We start from the raw sequence: 15,968 nt of genomic DNA, 5'->3' as shown, positions 1-15,968 counted from the left end.
TCTGTGTATTCAAAGCTTTCCGTTTGCACTGCTGAGATGCCCCTGAAGTGGGGATATGCAGTGGGGTACAAAAACCAAGAAAAATCCCGGCAAAAACAAAAACAATGCAGATCGTCAACGCTTTGAGGGCGGATTCGTGAAAACGGATCCGCCTTTTGATTATCTGGGCTCCGAAACGGTAATCCACGGCAAACGTGTGCAAATCCTGCTCAAACCGTTAAACTCTCGGTTTTTGCTCATCGCAACCACGGATTTCAATGCCTAAACGACTTGTCGACAAACTCCGTTCCTTCATGCCCGGCAACGGAAAAAAGAAAGCCCGCACCTACCAGCGACGGGAAATCCCCAGGGACCAGCACAACGTCTCCCGCTCGGTTATCAGCGAACCCGCCAAGAAAGTTCTGCATCGCCTGAACAAATCGGGCTATGAAGCATACCTCGTGGGCGGCGGCGTAAGAGACATCCTGCTGGGCGGCAAGCCCAAGGATTTCGACATCGCGACCAATGCCACCCCCGAGGAAGTGCACGACCTGTTCCGGAACTCCCGGTTGATCGGACGGCGATTCCGGATTGTCCACGTGGTGTTTGGCCGCGAGGTCATTGAGGTGACCACGTTCAGGGGCAACGCTGCGGAAGCAGACACCGACACCGATGATGACGATCGCAGGACCAGTGAACACGGCCTGCTTCTGCGTGACAACGTATACGGCAACCAGGAAGAAGACGCCCTGCGTCGCGACTTCACCGTCAATGCGCTTTACTACTGCATCCGCGACTTTACCGTAATCGACTTTGCCAACGGGATCGAGGATCTGCGCAACCGCCAGCTGCGACTGATTGGCGATCCCGAGACGCGGTACCGGGAAGACCCCGTGCGCATGCTTCGCGCTATCCGTTTTGCAGCCAAACTCGGCTTTGACATTGAACCGGAGACCGAGGCCCCGATCGGGGAACTGGCCCCTCTATTAACCCATATTCCGCCGGCCCGCCTGTTTGATGAAGTGCACAAACTGTTTTCCGCAGGCCATGGCGAAGCCACTTACGACCTGCTGACCCGTTACAATCTGCTGGAGCCTCTGTTCCCGGAGACGGTCAGGGCCATTGAGTCGGGTGAGCCGGACGAGCTGATCCGCCAGGCCCTGAGAAACACGGATGCCCGGATTGCCCAGGGCAAATCGGTCACGCCCTATTTCCTGTTTGCTGCCATGCTTTGGCCGGCACTTCAGGCAGAGTGGCATCGCAGGCAGGATAATGGTGACCCGGTCCAGCCCGCATTGCACGGTGCCATCGGAAAGGTGATTGGCCGTCAGGTGCAGGCAACCTCGATTCCGAAACGATTCTCTGGCCCGATGAAGGAGATCTGGGAACTTCAGATGCGACTGCCCCGACGCCAGGGCAAGCGGGCCTTTGCCACCATGACTCATCCACGGTTCCGGGCCGCTTACGATTTCCTGCTGGTTCGCGAGGCGTCTGGTGAGATTGAGCCCGGGCTTGGCCAATGGTGGACCGAGTTCCAGCAGGAAGATGAACGGGGCCAGGAGCGAATGCTCTCACAACTGAGCACCGACGCCCCCAAGAAGCGGCGGCACCGCCGCAAACCGGTCAAACGCCCAGCCCAGCAATGATGACAGACGTCTTTATCGGTCTTGGCAGCAATCTGAAAGACCCTGCAGCCCAGTTGGCCCGGGCAGTCTCCGCCCTGGCCAACCTGCCGGAGACGGTTCTGGTGGCCCAATCGCCCTTTTATGCCAGCCGCCCGGTCGGCCCCCAGGACCAGCCCGACTTCGTCAACGGCGCGGTATGGCTTAGAACCTCCCTGCTACCACACCAACTGCTTGACGAACTGCAGAACGTCGAACAACAGCATGGCCGGGAGAGACTTCGCCACTGGGGACCCCGAACGCTTGATCTGGACATACTGATCTTCGGCGATCAGATGTTGGATGACGAGCGCCTCACCGTACCTCATCGGGAACTGCGGAACCGGGACTTTGCGCTCCAGCCTCTGCTGGACCTGAAGGCCGGCCTGACTCTGCCCGACGGCACACCGATTGCCAAACTGCGTCGCCAATGCCCCGACAACGGCTTGCGCAAGCTTCCACCGGCGGATTACCCTTAACACTTCAATGCCGACACCCCGGCACGCCCAGGCCCATCCACCCAAAAGGCAAGGATTCTATGGCTGTTACCATCAATACCCTGCGTGAGTTCAAGCAGAAGGGCGAAGCCTTCGCTGCCCTTACCTCCTATGACGCCACCTTTTCCCAGGTGGTCAGTGAAGCGGGCGTTCACGTAATCCTTATCGGCGACTCCCTCGGGATGGTGCTTCAGGGGCATGACAGCACCCTGCCGGTGACCATGGACCAGATGGTGTATCACGTCAGCTGCGTGGCCAAAGGAAACCGTGGGTCCCTGATCATGGCCGACATGCCCTTCATGAGCTACGGCACGGTCGAGTCTGCCCTGGAGAACGCAGCGGAACTGATGCGCGCGGGCGCGCACATGGTAAAACTCGAGGGCACGGACTGGATGAAAGAAACCATTACTGCTCTGACCGAGCGCGCCGTGCCCGTGTGCGCACATCTGGGCCTCACGCCGCAATTCGTCAATAAATTTGGCGGCTACAAGGTCCAGGGCCGTGACGAGAAAGCGGCGGAGATGATGATTGAGCACGCCTGCGAACTGGAAGCCGCCGGCGCCGATGCCATCCTGCTGGAGTGCGTTCCCGCGCCGCTGGCGGCACGCATCTCCCAGGCCGTCAAAGCACCGGTCATCGGGATAGGTGCCGGGCCAGACACCGACGGACAGATTCTGGTATTGCACGATATGCTGGGCATTACCACTGGCCGTAAGCCACGATTCGTCAAGAACTTCCTGGCTGAAACAGATTCGGTACAGGAAGCCCTCCAGGCCTACGTGAAAGCCGTAGGCGAGCGCTCATTCCCCGCTGAGGAGCATACGTTCAAGGCATGAGAACTGTACATTCTTTGAAAGAATTGAGAACCATCCTCCGCGGCTACCGGCAGCAGGGCAAAACCATCGGCCTGGTACCCACCATGGGCAACCTGCACGAGGGCCATATCTCCCTCGTGCGCAAAGCAGCGGAGATGGCGGATGTGGTGGTTACCAGCATCTTCGTGAACCCGATGCAGTTCGGAGCCGGCGAAGATCTCGAGACCTACCCGAGAACCCTGGCTGAAGACCAGGACAAGCTCGCCTCGGCCGGTAACACACTGGTATTCGCGCCTTCCGCCGAGGAAATCTATCCGGAAGGGCTGGCAAGTCAGACCCAGGTGGTCGTGCCGGATGTCAGCGACGGCCACTGTGGCGCCAGTCGCCCGGGTCACTTTGAGGGCGTAGCCACGGTGGTCACCATGCTGTTCAATATGGTGCAGCCGGACTTCGCTGTATTCGGCGAGAAGGATTTTCAGCAACTGGCCGTGATCCGGAAAATGGTCCGGGATCTGATGATCCCTGTTGATGTGGTGGGCGGCCCCACGGTGAGAGAGGACGACGGCCTGGCGAAAAGCTCGCGCAATGGTTACCTGACGCCCGAGGAACGGCAGATTGCGCCAGCGGTCTACCAGACTCTGCAGGCCACGGCGGCCAAGATCACCGATGGTCGTACAGACTTCCAGGCCCTGGAAAGCGAAGCTGAGCAGAGTCTCGGGGACGCAGGGCTCAGGCCGGACTACTTCAATATCGTCAACAGTCAGACACTCAAACCGGCCACGGCCGAGGATCGGGAGATTACCATCCTGACGGCAGCTTTCCTGGGCACCACCCGCTTGATCGATAACCTGTCCCTGACCCGATAAGCCAACAGAAAAGGAACCTCTGATGCCCGCACATCCTGAAGTACTGACCTCGAAACCCGAATGGCAGACACTGAAGGAACATCGGCAACGCCTGGACGGCGTTCTCATGAAGGACCTGTTCAACCAGGATCCCGGGAGGGCAAAGCGTTATTTCATTGAAGGCGCAGGGCTGTCACTGGATTTTTCCAAGAATCGGATCACTGACGACGTGCTCGACGCGCTTCTGGCGCTGGCCAGCAGCTGCAACCTGGAAGCACGGCGGGAGGCCTTGCTCAGCGGAAAGAGAGTCAACGTTACCGAAGATCGCCCTGCCCTTCACACGGCATTGCGAAACCCGGGAACGGACGCCATCACCGTTGACGGCGAAGACGTGGTCGCCGAGGTGCAGCGCACCCTGCAACGCATGGAAACCCTGGTGGATGAGGTGTTGGGCCAACACCGCACCGGGTACACCGGCAAGCCTTTCACCGATGTGGTAAGCATCGGTATCGGCGGTTCCTACCTGGGCCCGAAGCTGGTTGGCGAAGCCCTTCAACCCTATGCCCAGGCCGGCATTCGCTGCCATTACGTGGCCAACATTGACGGCACCGAGATTTGCGAGGCACTGCGCCAGGTCAATCCGGAAACCACTCTGTTTCTGATCCAGTCCAAGTCATTCCGCACCCAGGAAACCCTCGAGAACAGCAAAGTCGCGAAACAGTGGTTTCTGGATCATTGCGGGGATGAACAGGCGGTCTCGCAGCATTTCATGGCCGTGACGGCCAATGTGCCGGCGGCGCAGGACTTCGGCATCGATCCGGAGAACGTCTTCCCGATGTGGGACTGGGTCGGCGGCCGTTATTCACTGTGGTCAGCCATCGGCCTGCCCATTGCCTTTAGCGTTGGCATGACCAACTTCCGGGCCCTGCTGGCCGGCGCCCATGCCATGGACCAACACTTCCGTGATGCGCCATTGCCGGAGAATCTGCCGGTGGTGATGGCCATGCTGGGCATCTGGTACACCAATTTCTGGGGTGCCGAGACCCACGCGATACTGCCCTACGATCATTACCTGCGCAGCCTGCCAGACCACCTCCAGCAGCTGGATATGGAAAGCAACGGCAAGAGCGTTACGCAAGCGGGCGCCCCACTCGCCTGGCAGTCCGGCCCGGTCATCTGGGGCGGCGTCGGTGCCAATGGTCAGCACGCCTATCACCAGCTGATCCACCAGGGCACCCGCCTGATTCCGGCGGACTTCATCATACCTCTGAAAACCCACAATCCGGTGGCCACCCATCACGCCGACCTGTTTGCCAACTGCCTCAGCCAGTCCAGGGCCATGATGGCCGGAAAATCACTGGAAGAAGCCAGGGCCGAGCTGAAAGCCGAAGGACGGGATCAAAGCGAGATTGAACAGCTTGCGCCACACAAGGTGATCCCAGGCAACAAGCCAAGTAACACTCTGACCATGGAGAAGGTGACACCCGAGACTGTGGGCGCGTTGATCGCGCTCTACGAGCACCGCACCTTTGTGCAGGGGGTTATCTGGGACGTGGATTCGTTTGACCAATGGGGTGTGGAACTCGGCAAGCAACTGGGTAAAGGCATCCTGCCGCGGCTATTGGGCGAGGAAGATGGCACCCAGGCCAGCGACAGCTCGACCGATCACCTCATCGAGCTATTCCGCTCAACCGGCAGCGTGTGAAATCTGCCGACCCTGCCAGCTGAAGCCCACCGGCCAGAGCTTCTGGCCGGTGTCGTACTCCCGCCATAGCTGGCCATAGGTTTTGCCGCACACCGGGTGCTCTGCTTCAGGCGCTATGTCGGCCAGTGGCCGAAGCACGAAAGCGTTTTTCAGGATTTCACCCCTTGGCAGTTCAACGCCATCGATGCGCCCGACGGCACTGCCATAGGTGAGAATATCGAGGTCCAGCGTTCGCGCACTGAATTTAGGCACATCCCGACGCCGGCCGTTGTCCGCCTCCAACTGTTTGAAACGCTTCGAAAGCTCGGCAACCGACAGGGACGTATCCACGCCCACTACGAGGTTCAGGAAGGGCGAGCCATCAAACCCGACCGCTTCGCTGTCGTAGACCGGGGAGATGATCAGCTCGCCAAACCATGCCGAGAGCGCATCGAGCGCTGCCTTGACGTAGCGTTCCCTGTCGACATTGCTGCCAATACTGATGTAAACCCGAACGGCCGCTGCCATCACCGGACTCCCCTCTCGATTTGCACACCCACCGCCTGTGCCGCAGGTACGGCCCCCGGCTTGCGTATCGCCAGCCGAAGCCACGTGATGCCAAATTCCTCCCGCAAGGTTCTGGCGAGGACCTCTGCCCCATGCTCAAGCAGTTTTGGTCTGAGCGTTTGCAGGCAGGACTCGACCCGGGCACTGACGGCCGCATAATCCAGGGCATCAGCGACGTCGTCCGAGCGGCCCGGCACCGTGTTATCCCAGGTCATTTCCAGATCAACCACCAGGTTCTGGGTGACTTCCCGCTCCCAGTCATAAACACCAACCACAGTTTCCACAACCAGGCCTTCGATCAATACGCTGTCTGCCAAGGGTGCTCCCGGGATCTTCCACTCTTTGGTGATTGAATAACGCACAACCAGGGGATACTGTGAACAGGCTGGCCCGTGCTTCAGGGCGGGCATTTTCGCATACATTAACCAGATACGTCTTTGCTTCCGGGCCCATAGCATGCTTCCCAGTGATCCGGTGTTAACGGTTTTGCTCTGCGCCGCCGCTTATGTGGCAGGTTCGGTGCTGTTTGCCCTGCCGGTCTGCCAGCTATGGAAGCTACCCGATCCCCGGGCCCAAGGGTCTGGCAACCCCGGCGCTACCAACGTCTACCGCACCGGCGGTTGGCCGCCAGCCCTGCTGACTCTTGCACTGGATGCGGCCAAGGGCTGGTTGCCCGTATGGCTGGCCCATGCCGCCGGCCTTTCGGTGATGGTTCAGGCTGTCGTTGCCCTGTTCGCCGTTACCGGCCACATGATCCCGGTCTTCTACCGATTCAAGGGCGGGAAAGGTGTGGCAACGGCGCTTGGCGCCGGGCTTGCACTGGCCCCCGTCACAACACTGATGATGGCCGCTATCTGGATGCTGGTGATCTGGCGCTGGCGCATTTCAGCGCTGGCCTCCCTGATCGCCATCGTCAGTGGCCCGCTGATCAGCGCCTTCCTTGAACCAGAAACCCTGCCCCTGTTCGGCCTGCTGGCGCTGCTGATCGTGGTTCGCCACCGCAACAACCTTATCCGGCTGGCCCAGGGTCGCGAAGCCGGGCTTTAACTATCCGTCCACCAATCCGGTGGATCGCGGTTCGTTGATCGGTGGCAATGTGTTCATGGGCCATCGGGGCACCGCCACGATACGCTCACCATCCTGCTGGCCGGCCTTCATGCGCTGGGCCCCGGCGTAGGCGATCATCGCACCGTTATCCGTACAGAATTCGGGGCGGGCGTAAAACACGTGGGCCTTGAGCTTGCCGGCCATTTTCTCCAGGCCCGCCCGCAGCCGTTTATTGGCGCTGACACCCCCGGCAATGACCAGACGCTTGCAGCCTGTCTGCTCCAGAGCCCGACGGCATTTGATGGTCAGTGTGTCGACCACAGCGGCTTCAAACGCCAGGGCGATATCCGCCCGGGCCTGGTCATCCAGTCCGCCCGCCTCGCGTGCAGCATTGACGGTATTAAGCGTGAAGGTTTTCAGACCGCTGAAACTGAAATCCAGCCCGGGCCGGTCAGTCATTGGCCTTGGGAAACGGTAGCGGCCCTCGACTCCCTTTTCCGCGAGCGCCGCTACCCGCGGACCACCGGGATAGTCCAGGCCAAGCATCTTGGCAGTCTTGTCAAAAGCCTCGCCGGCGGCGTCGTCCACCGACTCGCCCAGCATCTCGTACTGGCCAATGCCATCCACCCTTACCAACTGTGTGTGGCCGCCGGAAACAAGCAATGCCACAAAGGGAAATGCGGGAGGATTGTCTTCCAACATGGGCGCCAGCAGGTGCCCTTCCATGTGGTGGACGCCCAACACAGGAATGCCCAGGGCGAAGCCCAGCGCATGGGCCACCGAACCACCCACCATCAGGGCTCCCACCAGTCCCGGCCCGGCGGTGTAAGCAATTCCCTCTATGTCGACCCGGCTTTTCCCGGCATCTGACAGCACCTGATCGCATAGCGGCAGGAGCTTGCGGACATGGTCCCGGGACGCCAGCTCAGGCACGACACCGCCGTAATCCGCGTGCATGTCAATCTGACTGAACAGGGCGTGCCCCAGCAGCCCTGTTTCGGTGTCATACAGCGCTACGCCGGTTTCATCGCAGGAGGTTTCGATACCTAGAATCAGCATAATGTCGGGCCACATTGGTTGGCAGAAATGAAAACGACGCGCATTTTAGCAGAAACCCGAAACCCACTGGCAGATTCATCGAACAAACATTGACCTTGCCATAAGGCAGGCGCTATCATTGCCGCCCTAAAATATGCACTGGTCGAGTTTTAGCCAATCTGACCAGGGATCGAGAACCGGTCTGGCCTCGCCAGACGGACAAAATTGAAACCGAATCTATCAGGTAGGTGATTTTCGAATGCCAGCTGTTAAAGTGAAAGAGAATGAACCGTTTGACGTAGCACTGCGTCGCTTCAAGCGTTCCTGCGAAAAAGCAGGGGTACTTTCCGAAGTACGTCGTCGTGAGCACTATGAGAAGCCGACCGCTGTTCGTAAGCGCAAAGCAGCCGCTGCCGTTAAGCGTCATCTCAAGAAGCTTCAGCGGGAACAGCGCAAGTTCGAGCGTCTGTACTAAGTTTTATCTGACGCCGCTTGACTGCAAAGCACTGATTGCCTGTACAGCCGCAGGCTGCACAGAGCGACTCAAAAATGCCGCCGAGGCCTGGCTTCGGCGGCATTTTTGGCTATTGGCCAACTCCGATGACGGCCTGATGTGGAGCCCCCATGAGCGGACTGATCCCTCAACAGTTTGTTGAAAACCTGCTGGATCGTATCGACCTGGCGGAACTGATCGGTTCACGCATCACGCTCAAGAAAGCCGGAGCCAACTACAAGGCCTGCTGCCCGTTCCACGACGAGAAAACACCCTCGTTCAATGTCCGGCCGGACAAGGGCTTTTACCACTGTTTCGGTTGCGGCGCCCATGGCGATGCCATCAGCTTTGTCAGGGAGTTTGAAGGCCTGGGTTTTACCGAGGCGGTTGAGGAGCTGGCCAAGCGGGCGGGGCTGGAAGTGCCCTACGACCGGGCGGCAAAGCAGGAAATCCAGCAGGCACGAACATTAACCGACGCCCTGGATTTTGCCAGCCGCTTCTACCAGACATCACTGAAGGGCCAGCAAGGCGCCTATGCCAGGGATTACCTGCAACAACGGGGCCTGGACAATGCCATTATCGAGCAGTATCAGGTAGGCTACGCGCCCTCAACAGGGACCGCCCTGTTTGATGCCGCCAGCAAGGACCTGCAGGGCCCGCTGATCAAAACCGGCACGGTTTCCGACAAGTACGGCAGGCCCAGAGACCTGTTCCGCAACCGGGTAATGTTCCCGATTCGTAACACCCGGGGCAGAACCGTGGCGTTTGGCGGCCGCACCCTGGGCGATGACAAGGCGAAATACATCAACTCCCCGGAGTCGGATGTATTCCATAAGAGCCGAGAGATCTACGGTCTGTTTGAAGCCAAGCAGGCCATCCGACAGCTGGACAAGCTGCTGGTGGTTGAGGGCTACATGGATGTGATCGCCCTCGCCCAGCACGGCATTCACTATGCGGTTGCGACACTGGGCACGGCGACGAACCAGGACAGCCTGACAGCCCTGTTGAAGCAGGTAAGGCACATTGTGTTCTGCTTTGATGGCGACCAGGCCGGTTTCCGGGCCGCAGACCGGGCCATGGAGAACGCGCTGGAACTGATGGCCGACGGCCTGCACCTTCAGTTCCTGATGCTGCCCCAGGGCGAAGACCCGGACACCCTGGTGCGCAAGGAGGGGCCAGAGGCGTTCCAGAAGCGCATTGAAGGGGCAACGCCTCTGTCGCGGTATTTGTTTGACCGGCAGAGCGAAGGATTGGACCTGCAACTGCCGGAGCACCGGGGCGAACTGCGAGCCAAGGTTGAACCCCTGCTCAACAAGATGCCCAGAAGCACCCTCCGGGATGCCATGTGGCACGAAATGCTCCGTCTTTGCGGTGGCCGGAACCAGTGGCAGAGCCGCCAGCAGGGGCAGAAAGGGCGCTGGAACGGCGAGCGACGGGATCGGGTGTCCGAGGATCGAATTGATGTGAAACTCAGCAAGGACAGCATTCTGTGCCTTGCCCTGCTGGAAGCGCCGGACCTGGCCACCGAGGTGACTGAACTGGCCCGCAGCTCCCGGCAGTTCAATCAGGCCCGGAATTTTGCCGAGTGGATTCTGGCGAACGAGATCCGGGACCGGAAAACACTGGTGCGCATGCTGGCACTGGATACGACCGCTCGCGAGCGGTTTTACCACCTGTTTGACGGGATTGAACATATTCCGGCGCGGGAGAGCACACTGGCCGCCGCCCGTGAGCTTCTGAGCCCGAACGAAGAGGCATCCCGTCAGCAGCGGCTTGCCACACTGTTACGAAACCTGTCCAGCCTCACGAGTGAGGAACGACAGGAGCTGAGAGCCCTGAGCAGTGGCACCGGGGACTAGCAGCACTTGAAACTTGACGCACTGATCACCATCTAACCATTCGGTGGCAGAGCAACTAAGCGGCAGCTATAATGGCTGTTTAACTTTTTTCCTTCTAAAAGCGAGTTTACAGGGTGTCTATGTCAGGCAATTCGCAAAAATCACGTTTGAAAGACCTCATTGCACGAGGCAAGGAACAAGGTTACCTGACTTACGCCGAGGTAAACGACCACCTCCCGGAAGATATTGCTGACCCGGATCAGGTCGAAGACATTATTCGCATGATCAACGACATGGGTATCCAGGTGTGCGAAGAAACACCAGACGCCGATACCCTGCTGATGACCGAGGGCGATTCCACCGCTGACGAAGCTGCGGCTGCTGAAGCCGCCGCAGCTCTGGCCGCCGTAGAAACCGATGCCGGCCGCACCACGGACCCTGTGCGCATGTACATGCGTGAAATGGGCACCGTTGAGCTGCTGACCCGCGAAGGCGAAATCGTCATCGCCAAGCGCATCGAAGAAGGCATCCGCGATGTGATGGCCGCTGTTGCCCACTTCCCGGGTACCGCCGGCACGGTGATCCAGGCCTACGACCGTATTCTTGAAAACGAAGGTCGCATCAGCGACATCGTAACGGGCTTCCTCGATCCGGACGACGCCGAGCCGTTCATGGGCGAGGAAACCACCACCGAGAGTTCCGACGATTCCGATTCCTCTTCCGACGATGACGACGACTCCTCGGAAGAAGAAACCGATAACGGCCCGGATCCGGAAGAGACCCGTCTCCGCTTCGAGCTGCTCAACGAAAAGCTGGATGCCGCGAACAAGGCCCTGGCCAAGCACGGCCGTTCCGACAAGAAAACCCAGGAAGCCCTGAACGAGCTGGGCCAGGTGTTCGCACCGTTCAAGCTTGCCAACAAGGCGTTTGACGAGCTGGTCAACGTGGTTCGCTCCACCAACGACCTGGTTCGTGAGAACGAGCGCGCGATCATGCAGATCTGTGTTCGCGAGTGCAAAATGCCCCGCAAGGACTTCATCAAGTCGTTCCCGGGCAACGAGACTAACCTGGACTGGGCCGACAAAATTGCCAAGAGCAAGAAGCCTTACGCGGCCCCTATGGCCGAGCGTATTGACGAGATTGTTCGCCTGCAGAAGCGCATCCAGAACGTGCAGACCGAAGTGGATCTGGACGTTGCCGACATCAAGGAAATCAACCGTCGCGTCTCCATCGGCGAGGCCAAGGCACGCCGTGCCAAGAAAGAGATGGTTGAGGCCAACCTGCGTCTGGTTATTTCCATCGCCAAGAAGTACACCAACCGCGGCCTGCAGTTCCTGGACCTGATTCAGGAGGGCAACATCGGCCTGATGAAGGCCGTGGACAAGTTCGAGTACCGCCGGGGCTACAAGTTCTCCACATACGCCACCTGGTGGATTCGTCAGGCCATCACCCGCTCCATCGCGGACCAGGCCCGCACCATCCGTATTCCGGTGCACATGATCGAGACCATCAACAAGCTCAACCGCATCTCCCGCCAGATGCTGCAGGAGATGGGCCGCGAACCGACGCCGGAAGAACTGGGCGAGCGCATGGAGATGCCTGAGGACAAGATCCGCAAGGTACTGAAGATCGCCAAAGAGCCGATCTCCATGGAAACCCCGATCGGCGACGACGAAGACAGCCATCTGGGCGACTTCATCGAAGATATCCAGGCCCTCTCCCCGGTGGATTCTGCCACCGCCGAAGGCCTGCGCGAAGCCACCCGCTCGGTACTGGCCGGCCTTACCGCCCGCGAGTCCAAGGTTCTGCGGATGCGCTTCGGTATCGAGATGAACACCGACCACACCCTGGAAGAAGTCGGCAAACAGTTCGACGTAACCCGGGAGCGGATCCGTCAGATCGAAGCCAAGGCCCTGCGCAAACTGCGACACCCCTCGCGCTCCGATCACCTGCGCGGCTTTATCGACGATCAGGGCAATCAGGGATAATTTCCCAAACAGTAGCGGGCGCCACACCTCACCGGTATAATGGCGCCCGCTTTGTTTCCCCCTCCGGAAACACCTCTCAAAACAGCGTTCGCTGAACGGGCCTATAGCTCAGTTGGTTAGAGCAGGGGACTCATAATCCCTTGGTCGCAGGTTCGAGTCCTGCTGGGCCCACCACTCACCCGCCAAGCAGTCGATACGCCTGATTTAGGGTTTCTGTCGATTTCCTTTACACGCGCTCTGTCTGTTCACGGATAGACGCCATCCAACCCTTTGAGTTCTAACCCTTCCCCGGTTCTGGCAATAATTTTGCTTTAATCTGGTTGAGTGTCTGGAAACGTTGGCGCGGGATTTATCTAAGGAAGATTGAGAAGAGGACTGTCGCTATGAATCTTAAAACTTTGGCGGCTTTGGCTATAGGGATAGTGAGTGCAAACACGGCGCTTGCGGTACCTACGCTGCAGCTTGATATTGATGGCGGCACCTATGTGGGTGGGTCAGAGGAAAGTACGGTCACAAATGACTCGACCTTTGATCTCTGGGCACTAGGCGACACCTCTGGAGTCAACACGGCTTTTGATTATTACCTGTCGATCGCGCTGTTGCCCGAGGGCCAGAATGTTGGGGACATCGCTAACCTTGGTGGCGTGACCGTTAATGGCGCCGCTCTTTCGACGCTCTCTGGCAGTTCCGAGTACGGCACACCACCTATAGAAACTGTCTCCAACGGCGGAGAGCTAGGCCCACACGGAATTTTTGACACATATTACTACGAGTTGGCGTTCAGTTTTGCAGCTGATCAGACCATTGCTTCATACAATGTTCAGGACGGATCCACCGGTCCGGTCGGCGATGAGCTGTTCAAGCATGTATTCCAGATCGATGCCTCTGCCTTGGCAAGCGGTTATGGCCTCCACTTCGACCTGTACACGTATGGTGAAACCAATGGTAACAGGACAGCGATTACCGAATTTGCACCGTTCTCCCACGATGCAGCCTATTGCATTAGCCTGAACTGCGAACCGGTTGAAGTTTCAGAGCCGTCAACTCTAGCGCTATTCGGCATCGGCCTGATGAGTCTGGTTGCGTTCCGTCGCCGACTCCGCCTCGCGTAATGTCAGAAAGTTTTACACACTGATCCGTTAATCTCTCAAATGGCCCCGAAAGGGGCCATTTTTGTTAGTGCACCTGACCGCACCTCCTTCATGCTCGACAACTTTGCTTCACAGTGAATTGTCCGGTTCGCCAGAAAAATCAGGCAATGACCTTTTATGTCCATGCGTTGCAATTACGGTTAACTGAGATTGCGCTACGTGTGGTTCTACCGACATTAATTTCTGTCAAAAAAGCCAACGTCCCCAAAAGACAAGCCGAATACACTACCTCCTGAACAAAAATACCAGCCGTGCTCACCACCAGTGCGGCCCGAGTATAAAAACAACGAAGTAATGGAGTGTATCAATGGTTTTTTCCTCCCTTTCCCGGTCAAGGGCACTGTCTCTTGCGATCGCCACCGCCTCTGTCGGTTTCTCTGTTCCGGTTATTGCCAGCATGGGCAACCTGGGCACCACCTATGGCGTCATGCCGGTGGATGTCGCTACGGCCCAATCCTTATCAATGTTCAATGATCAGGTGTCGGCCACCTATTACAACCCAGCCTATCTGACCAAAGATGAGCGTGGGGAGCTGACGGCTGGCATTCTGCATGCCGAACAGGAACTGCGTTCTGCCAACCCGAATGCCGATGGCGATATCCTGGCCAACTCCCCGAGCCAGCACGTGCTGATTGGTATGAAAACCAATCTGGGCTCGTTGACTCGCTTCAAACACCCGATCTATCTGGGTTTTATTGCCGGCGTCGAGAAATACGGCAAGGAAATGCTGGCGTTCGATTCGCAGACCACGGAGAACGGCCAGTTCCTGCAGTACGGTAAAGAGCCCCTGTTCCTGAACATCGGTGGCGCTACGCCGATCTGGCGCGGCATCTCCGCCGGTGCTTCGGTGCGCGTCACCCTGGATGCCCAGGCAAACCTCGATGCGGTCTCTACTTTGGGTGGCGAGACCAGCCGGGAACGCCTTGCGGTCAATGCCGAACCCTCACTGAAAACCATTCTGGGCACCACCATTGATCTGGGCAGCACATTCTGCCCGGACAGCGACTGCTTCCTGAACGGCTGGGAAACAGCACTCACTTATCGAACCAAATCAGCGGCCTCCACGTCGGTTGATTCCAACATCATTGTCACCCAGACCATTCCGGATCCCGGCCTGAGTCTGGCGGTCTCCACCATTGATTCCTTCCAGCCGGAAACCTTCGGCTTTGGCGCTCAATACAAGGGCGAAAACTGGCGGATTGGTGGCAGCGTCGAGCAGCAAAACTGGTCCGAGCTGGAAAACGAATTTTCCTCCGATACGATCAAGGACCAGCAGTCCGTTGCACCGGGCAGCCGGATCAAATTCGACGACGTGCTCGTTCCACGAATCGGCGCCGAGTATGCCCTCAACAAGAACTTTTCCGTGCGGGGCGGCGTTGCCTATGAGGAATCACCGCTCAAGTCTACCCGCAACCCCGAGATCAACTACCTCGATACCGACAAGATTGTCGTGGGCCTCGGCCTGAGCGCCACGTATGACCGCACCCGTCTGCTGGCCTACCCCGTCCGCCTGGACATCGGTTACCAGTACCAGCAACTGCAGGAGCGCGATTTCACACTGGTGGATTTTGACGGCAACGAAACGCCGGTTACTGCAGACGGCGACGTTCACGTTGTCAGCGGCTCCATCACCCTGAAGTTTTAAGGAGGGCACGCCATGAAGTACAACAACACACTGGCACTGATACCCGCCCTGTTACTGGCCGCCTGTGGTGGCGACGAACAGACCATGAATGAGAAAGTCTCCCCCGGCTCGGTGGTGTATTCCTACCCTGCTGATGGCCAGGCAGATGTCAGCCCGAAAGCCGACATTGTTCTGCGCTTCAGCCATGCGTTGACCGATGAGGATGCAGATCTCCAAAACAAGATTCTGCTGCAATCTCAGGAACAGTCACTGCCCTTTTCTATCAGCCGGATTGACGGCGGTAAAAGCCTCATGCTGTCGCCCTCGTCGGAACTCGACACGCTCGGCGACTACACGGTGACGTTCAGCGAACCGCTGGCTGCGGAGGGCGGTCGCCAGATCGACACCCCCAACGCGGTCGGCGATGCCGGCATCCAGTTCGAGACTCGGGGAAGTTTCTCCGGACCCGCAAGCATAACCAACTCGGCCGCGGATTTTGGTATCGCCTGGCAGGTTCCGGCAAACAACAGTCCGTTCGAGGCCATGAACTTCTCCACATTCCGCCTGGCCATGACCCACCCGATCCATCCGGACTGGAAGGCTCTAGGGGTCTGCGCGGCAGAAGTATTTTGAGCAAGTGACCCCGCCGCGTCGAATCACAGTTCGGCCCGAGAACGTATCCACAATATCCAGCCGAATAGAGTCTCGATTCTCTCTATTCAGTCAGTCAAGACGGTTATC

General features: G+C 58.5%; 16 protein-coding genes and 1 tRNA gene. 14 read left to right on the top strand and 3 right to left on the bottom strand.

Annotated elements, in window-relative coordinates:
• Window positions 1-55: 55 nt before the first annotated feature.
• From AC13DD_RS02880 to pgi, 6 genes are read left to right on the top strand one after another with little or no spacing between them, the layout of a single operon-like run.
• Window positions 56-265 carry a hypothetical protein gene (locus AC13DD_RS02880; protein WP_008169646.1) on the top strand — a complete coding sequence of 70 codons (210 nt, stop codon included), beginning with the start codon at window positions 56-58 and terminating at the stop codon, window positions 263-265.
• On the top strand, window positions 258-1,625 hold the full coding sequence (gene pcnB, locus AC13DD_RS02875; protein WP_482930841.1) for a polynucleotide adenylyltransferase PcnB: 1,368 nt from the start codon (window positions 258-260) through the stop codon (window positions 1,623-1,625). Before AC13DD_RS02880 ends, pcnB begins: the two co-directional genes overlap by 8 nt.
• Window positions 1,622-2,119 carry a 2-amino-4-hydroxy-6-hydroxymethyldihydropteridine diphosphokinase gene (gene folK, locus AC13DD_RS02870; RefSeq protein WP_008169650.1) on the top strand — a complete coding sequence of 166 codons (498 nt, stop codon included), beginning with the start codon at window positions 1,622-1,624 and terminating at the stop codon, window positions 2,117-2,119. Before pcnB ends, folK (AC13DD_RS02870) begins: the two co-directional genes overlap by 4 nt.
• Before the next feature lie 59 nt (window positions 2,120-2,178).
• Window positions 2,179-2,973 (top strand): 3-methyl-2-oxobutanoate hydroxymethyltransferase, encoded by a 795-nt coding sequence (gene panB / locus AC13DD_RS02865; protein WP_008169652.1) that lies wholly within the window; start codon window positions 2,179-2,181, stop codon window positions 2,971-2,973.
• Window positions 2,970-3,818 carry a pantoate--beta-alanine ligase gene (gene panC, locus AC13DD_RS02860; protein ID WP_053114245.1) on the top strand — a complete coding sequence of 283 codons (849 nt, stop codon included), beginning with the start codon at window positions 2,970-2,972 and terminating at the stop codon, window positions 3,816-3,818. Before panB ends, panC begins: the two co-directional genes overlap by 4 nt.
• Before the next feature lie 22 nt (window positions 3,819-3,840).
• Complete coding sequence (pgi, locus tag AC13DD_RS02855) at window positions 3,841-5,502, top strand: glucose-6-phosphate isomerase (protein WP_482930840.1); 1,662 nt, start codon at window positions 3,841-3,843, stop codon at window positions 5,500-5,502.
• Here the strand turns inward: pgi and folK (AC13DD_RS02850) are convergent.
• Together folK (AC13DD_RS02850) and folB are read right to left on the bottom strand one after the other, a co-directional pair.
• Window positions 5,485-6,009 (bottom strand): 2-amino-4-hydroxy-6-hydroxymethyldihydropteridine diphosphokinase, encoded by a 525-nt coding sequence (gene folK, locus AC13DD_RS02850; RefSeq protein ID WP_482930839.1) that lies wholly within the window; start codon window positions 6,007-6,009, stop codon window positions 5,485-5,487. The genes pgi and folK (AC13DD_RS02850) overlap by 18 nt on opposite strands.
• Window positions 6,009-6,365 carry a dihydroneopterin aldolase gene (folB, locus tag AC13DD_RS02845; protein WP_482930838.1) on the bottom strand — a complete coding sequence of 119 codons (357 nt, stop codon included), beginning with the start codon at window positions 6,363-6,365 and terminating at the stop codon, window positions 6,009-6,011. The genes folK (AC13DD_RS02850) and folB overlap by 1 nt, the downstream gene beginning before the upstream one ends.
• 139 nt (window positions 6,366-6,504) lie before the next feature.
• Between folB and plsY the strand changes: the two genes are divergently transcribed.
• Window positions 6,505-7,095, top strand: coding sequence for a glycerol-3-phosphate 1-O-acyltransferase PlsY (plsY, locus tag AC13DD_RS02840; RefSeq protein WP_482930837.1), 591 nt, complete (start codon window positions 6,505-6,507; stop codon window positions 7,093-7,095).
• On the opposite strand, the gene tsaD is transcribed toward plsY, so the two are convergent.
• On the bottom strand, window positions 7,096-8,154 hold the full coding sequence (tsaD, locus tag AC13DD_RS02835) for a tRNA (adenosine(37)-N6)-threonylcarbamoyltransferase complex transferase subunit TsaD (protein ID WP_482930836.1): 1,059 nt from the start codon (window positions 8,152-8,154) through the stop codon (window positions 7,096-7,098).
• A 238-nt stretch (window positions 8,155-8,392) separates the two neighbouring features.
• On the opposite strand from tsaD, the gene rpsU reads away from it, so the two are divergent.
• The 7 genes from rpsU (at window position 8,393) to AC13DD_RS02800 (ending at window position 15,860) form a co-directional block, all read left to right on the top strand.
• The gene (gene rpsU / locus AC13DD_RS02830; protein WP_007153483.1) at window positions 8,393-8,608 is read left to right on the top strand and encodes a 30S ribosomal protein S21; all 216 of its coding nucleotides are present in this window, start codon (window positions 8,393-8,395) and stop codon (window positions 8,606-8,608) included.
• Between the two features lie 149 nt (window positions 8,609-8,757).
• A complete protein-coding gene (dnaG, locus tag AC13DD_RS02825; RefSeq protein ID WP_482930835.1) occupies window positions 8,758-10,485 on the top strand; it encodes a DNA primase in 1,728 nt (575 codons plus the stop codon).
• Window positions 10,486-10,604: 119 nt separating this feature from the next.
• Window positions 10,605-12,452, top strand: coding sequence for an RNA polymerase sigma factor RpoD (gene rpoD, locus AC13DD_RS02820; protein ID WP_482930834.1), 1,848 nt, complete (start codon window positions 10,605-10,607; stop codon window positions 12,450-12,452).
• A gap of 97 nt (window positions 12,453-12,549) precedes the next feature.
• Window positions 12,550-12,626, top strand: a tRNA-Ile gene (locus tag AC13DD_RS02815).
• 209 nt (window positions 12,627-12,835) lie between these two features.
• Window positions 12,836-13,564: a choice-of-anchor N protein gene (locus tag AC13DD_RS02810; RefSeq protein WP_482930833.1), complete on the top strand. Its 729-nt coding sequence runs from the start codon at window positions 12,836-12,838 to the stop codon at window positions 13,562-13,564.
• 346 nt (window positions 13,565-13,910) lie between these two features.
• A complete protein-coding gene (gene aupA / locus AC13DD_RS02805) occupies window positions 13,911-15,248 on the top strand; it encodes an alkane uptake protein AupA (RefSeq protein ID WP_482930832.1) in 1,338 nt (445 codons plus the stop codon).
• A gap of 12 nt (window positions 15,249-15,260) precedes the next feature.
• The gene (locus AC13DD_RS02800) at window positions 15,261-15,860 is read left to right on the top strand and encodes an Ig-like domain-containing domain (RefSeq protein WP_482930831.1); all 600 of its coding nucleotides are present in this window, start codon (window positions 15,261-15,263) and stop codon (window positions 15,858-15,860) included.
• Window positions 15,861-15,968 lie beyond the last annotated feature (108 nt).

The organism is Marinobacter sp. L-13, assembly GCF_056857715.1.
The sequence above is the reverse complement of the archived record's forward strand: the minus strand, read 5'-3'. Positions and strand labels throughout refer to the sequence as shown.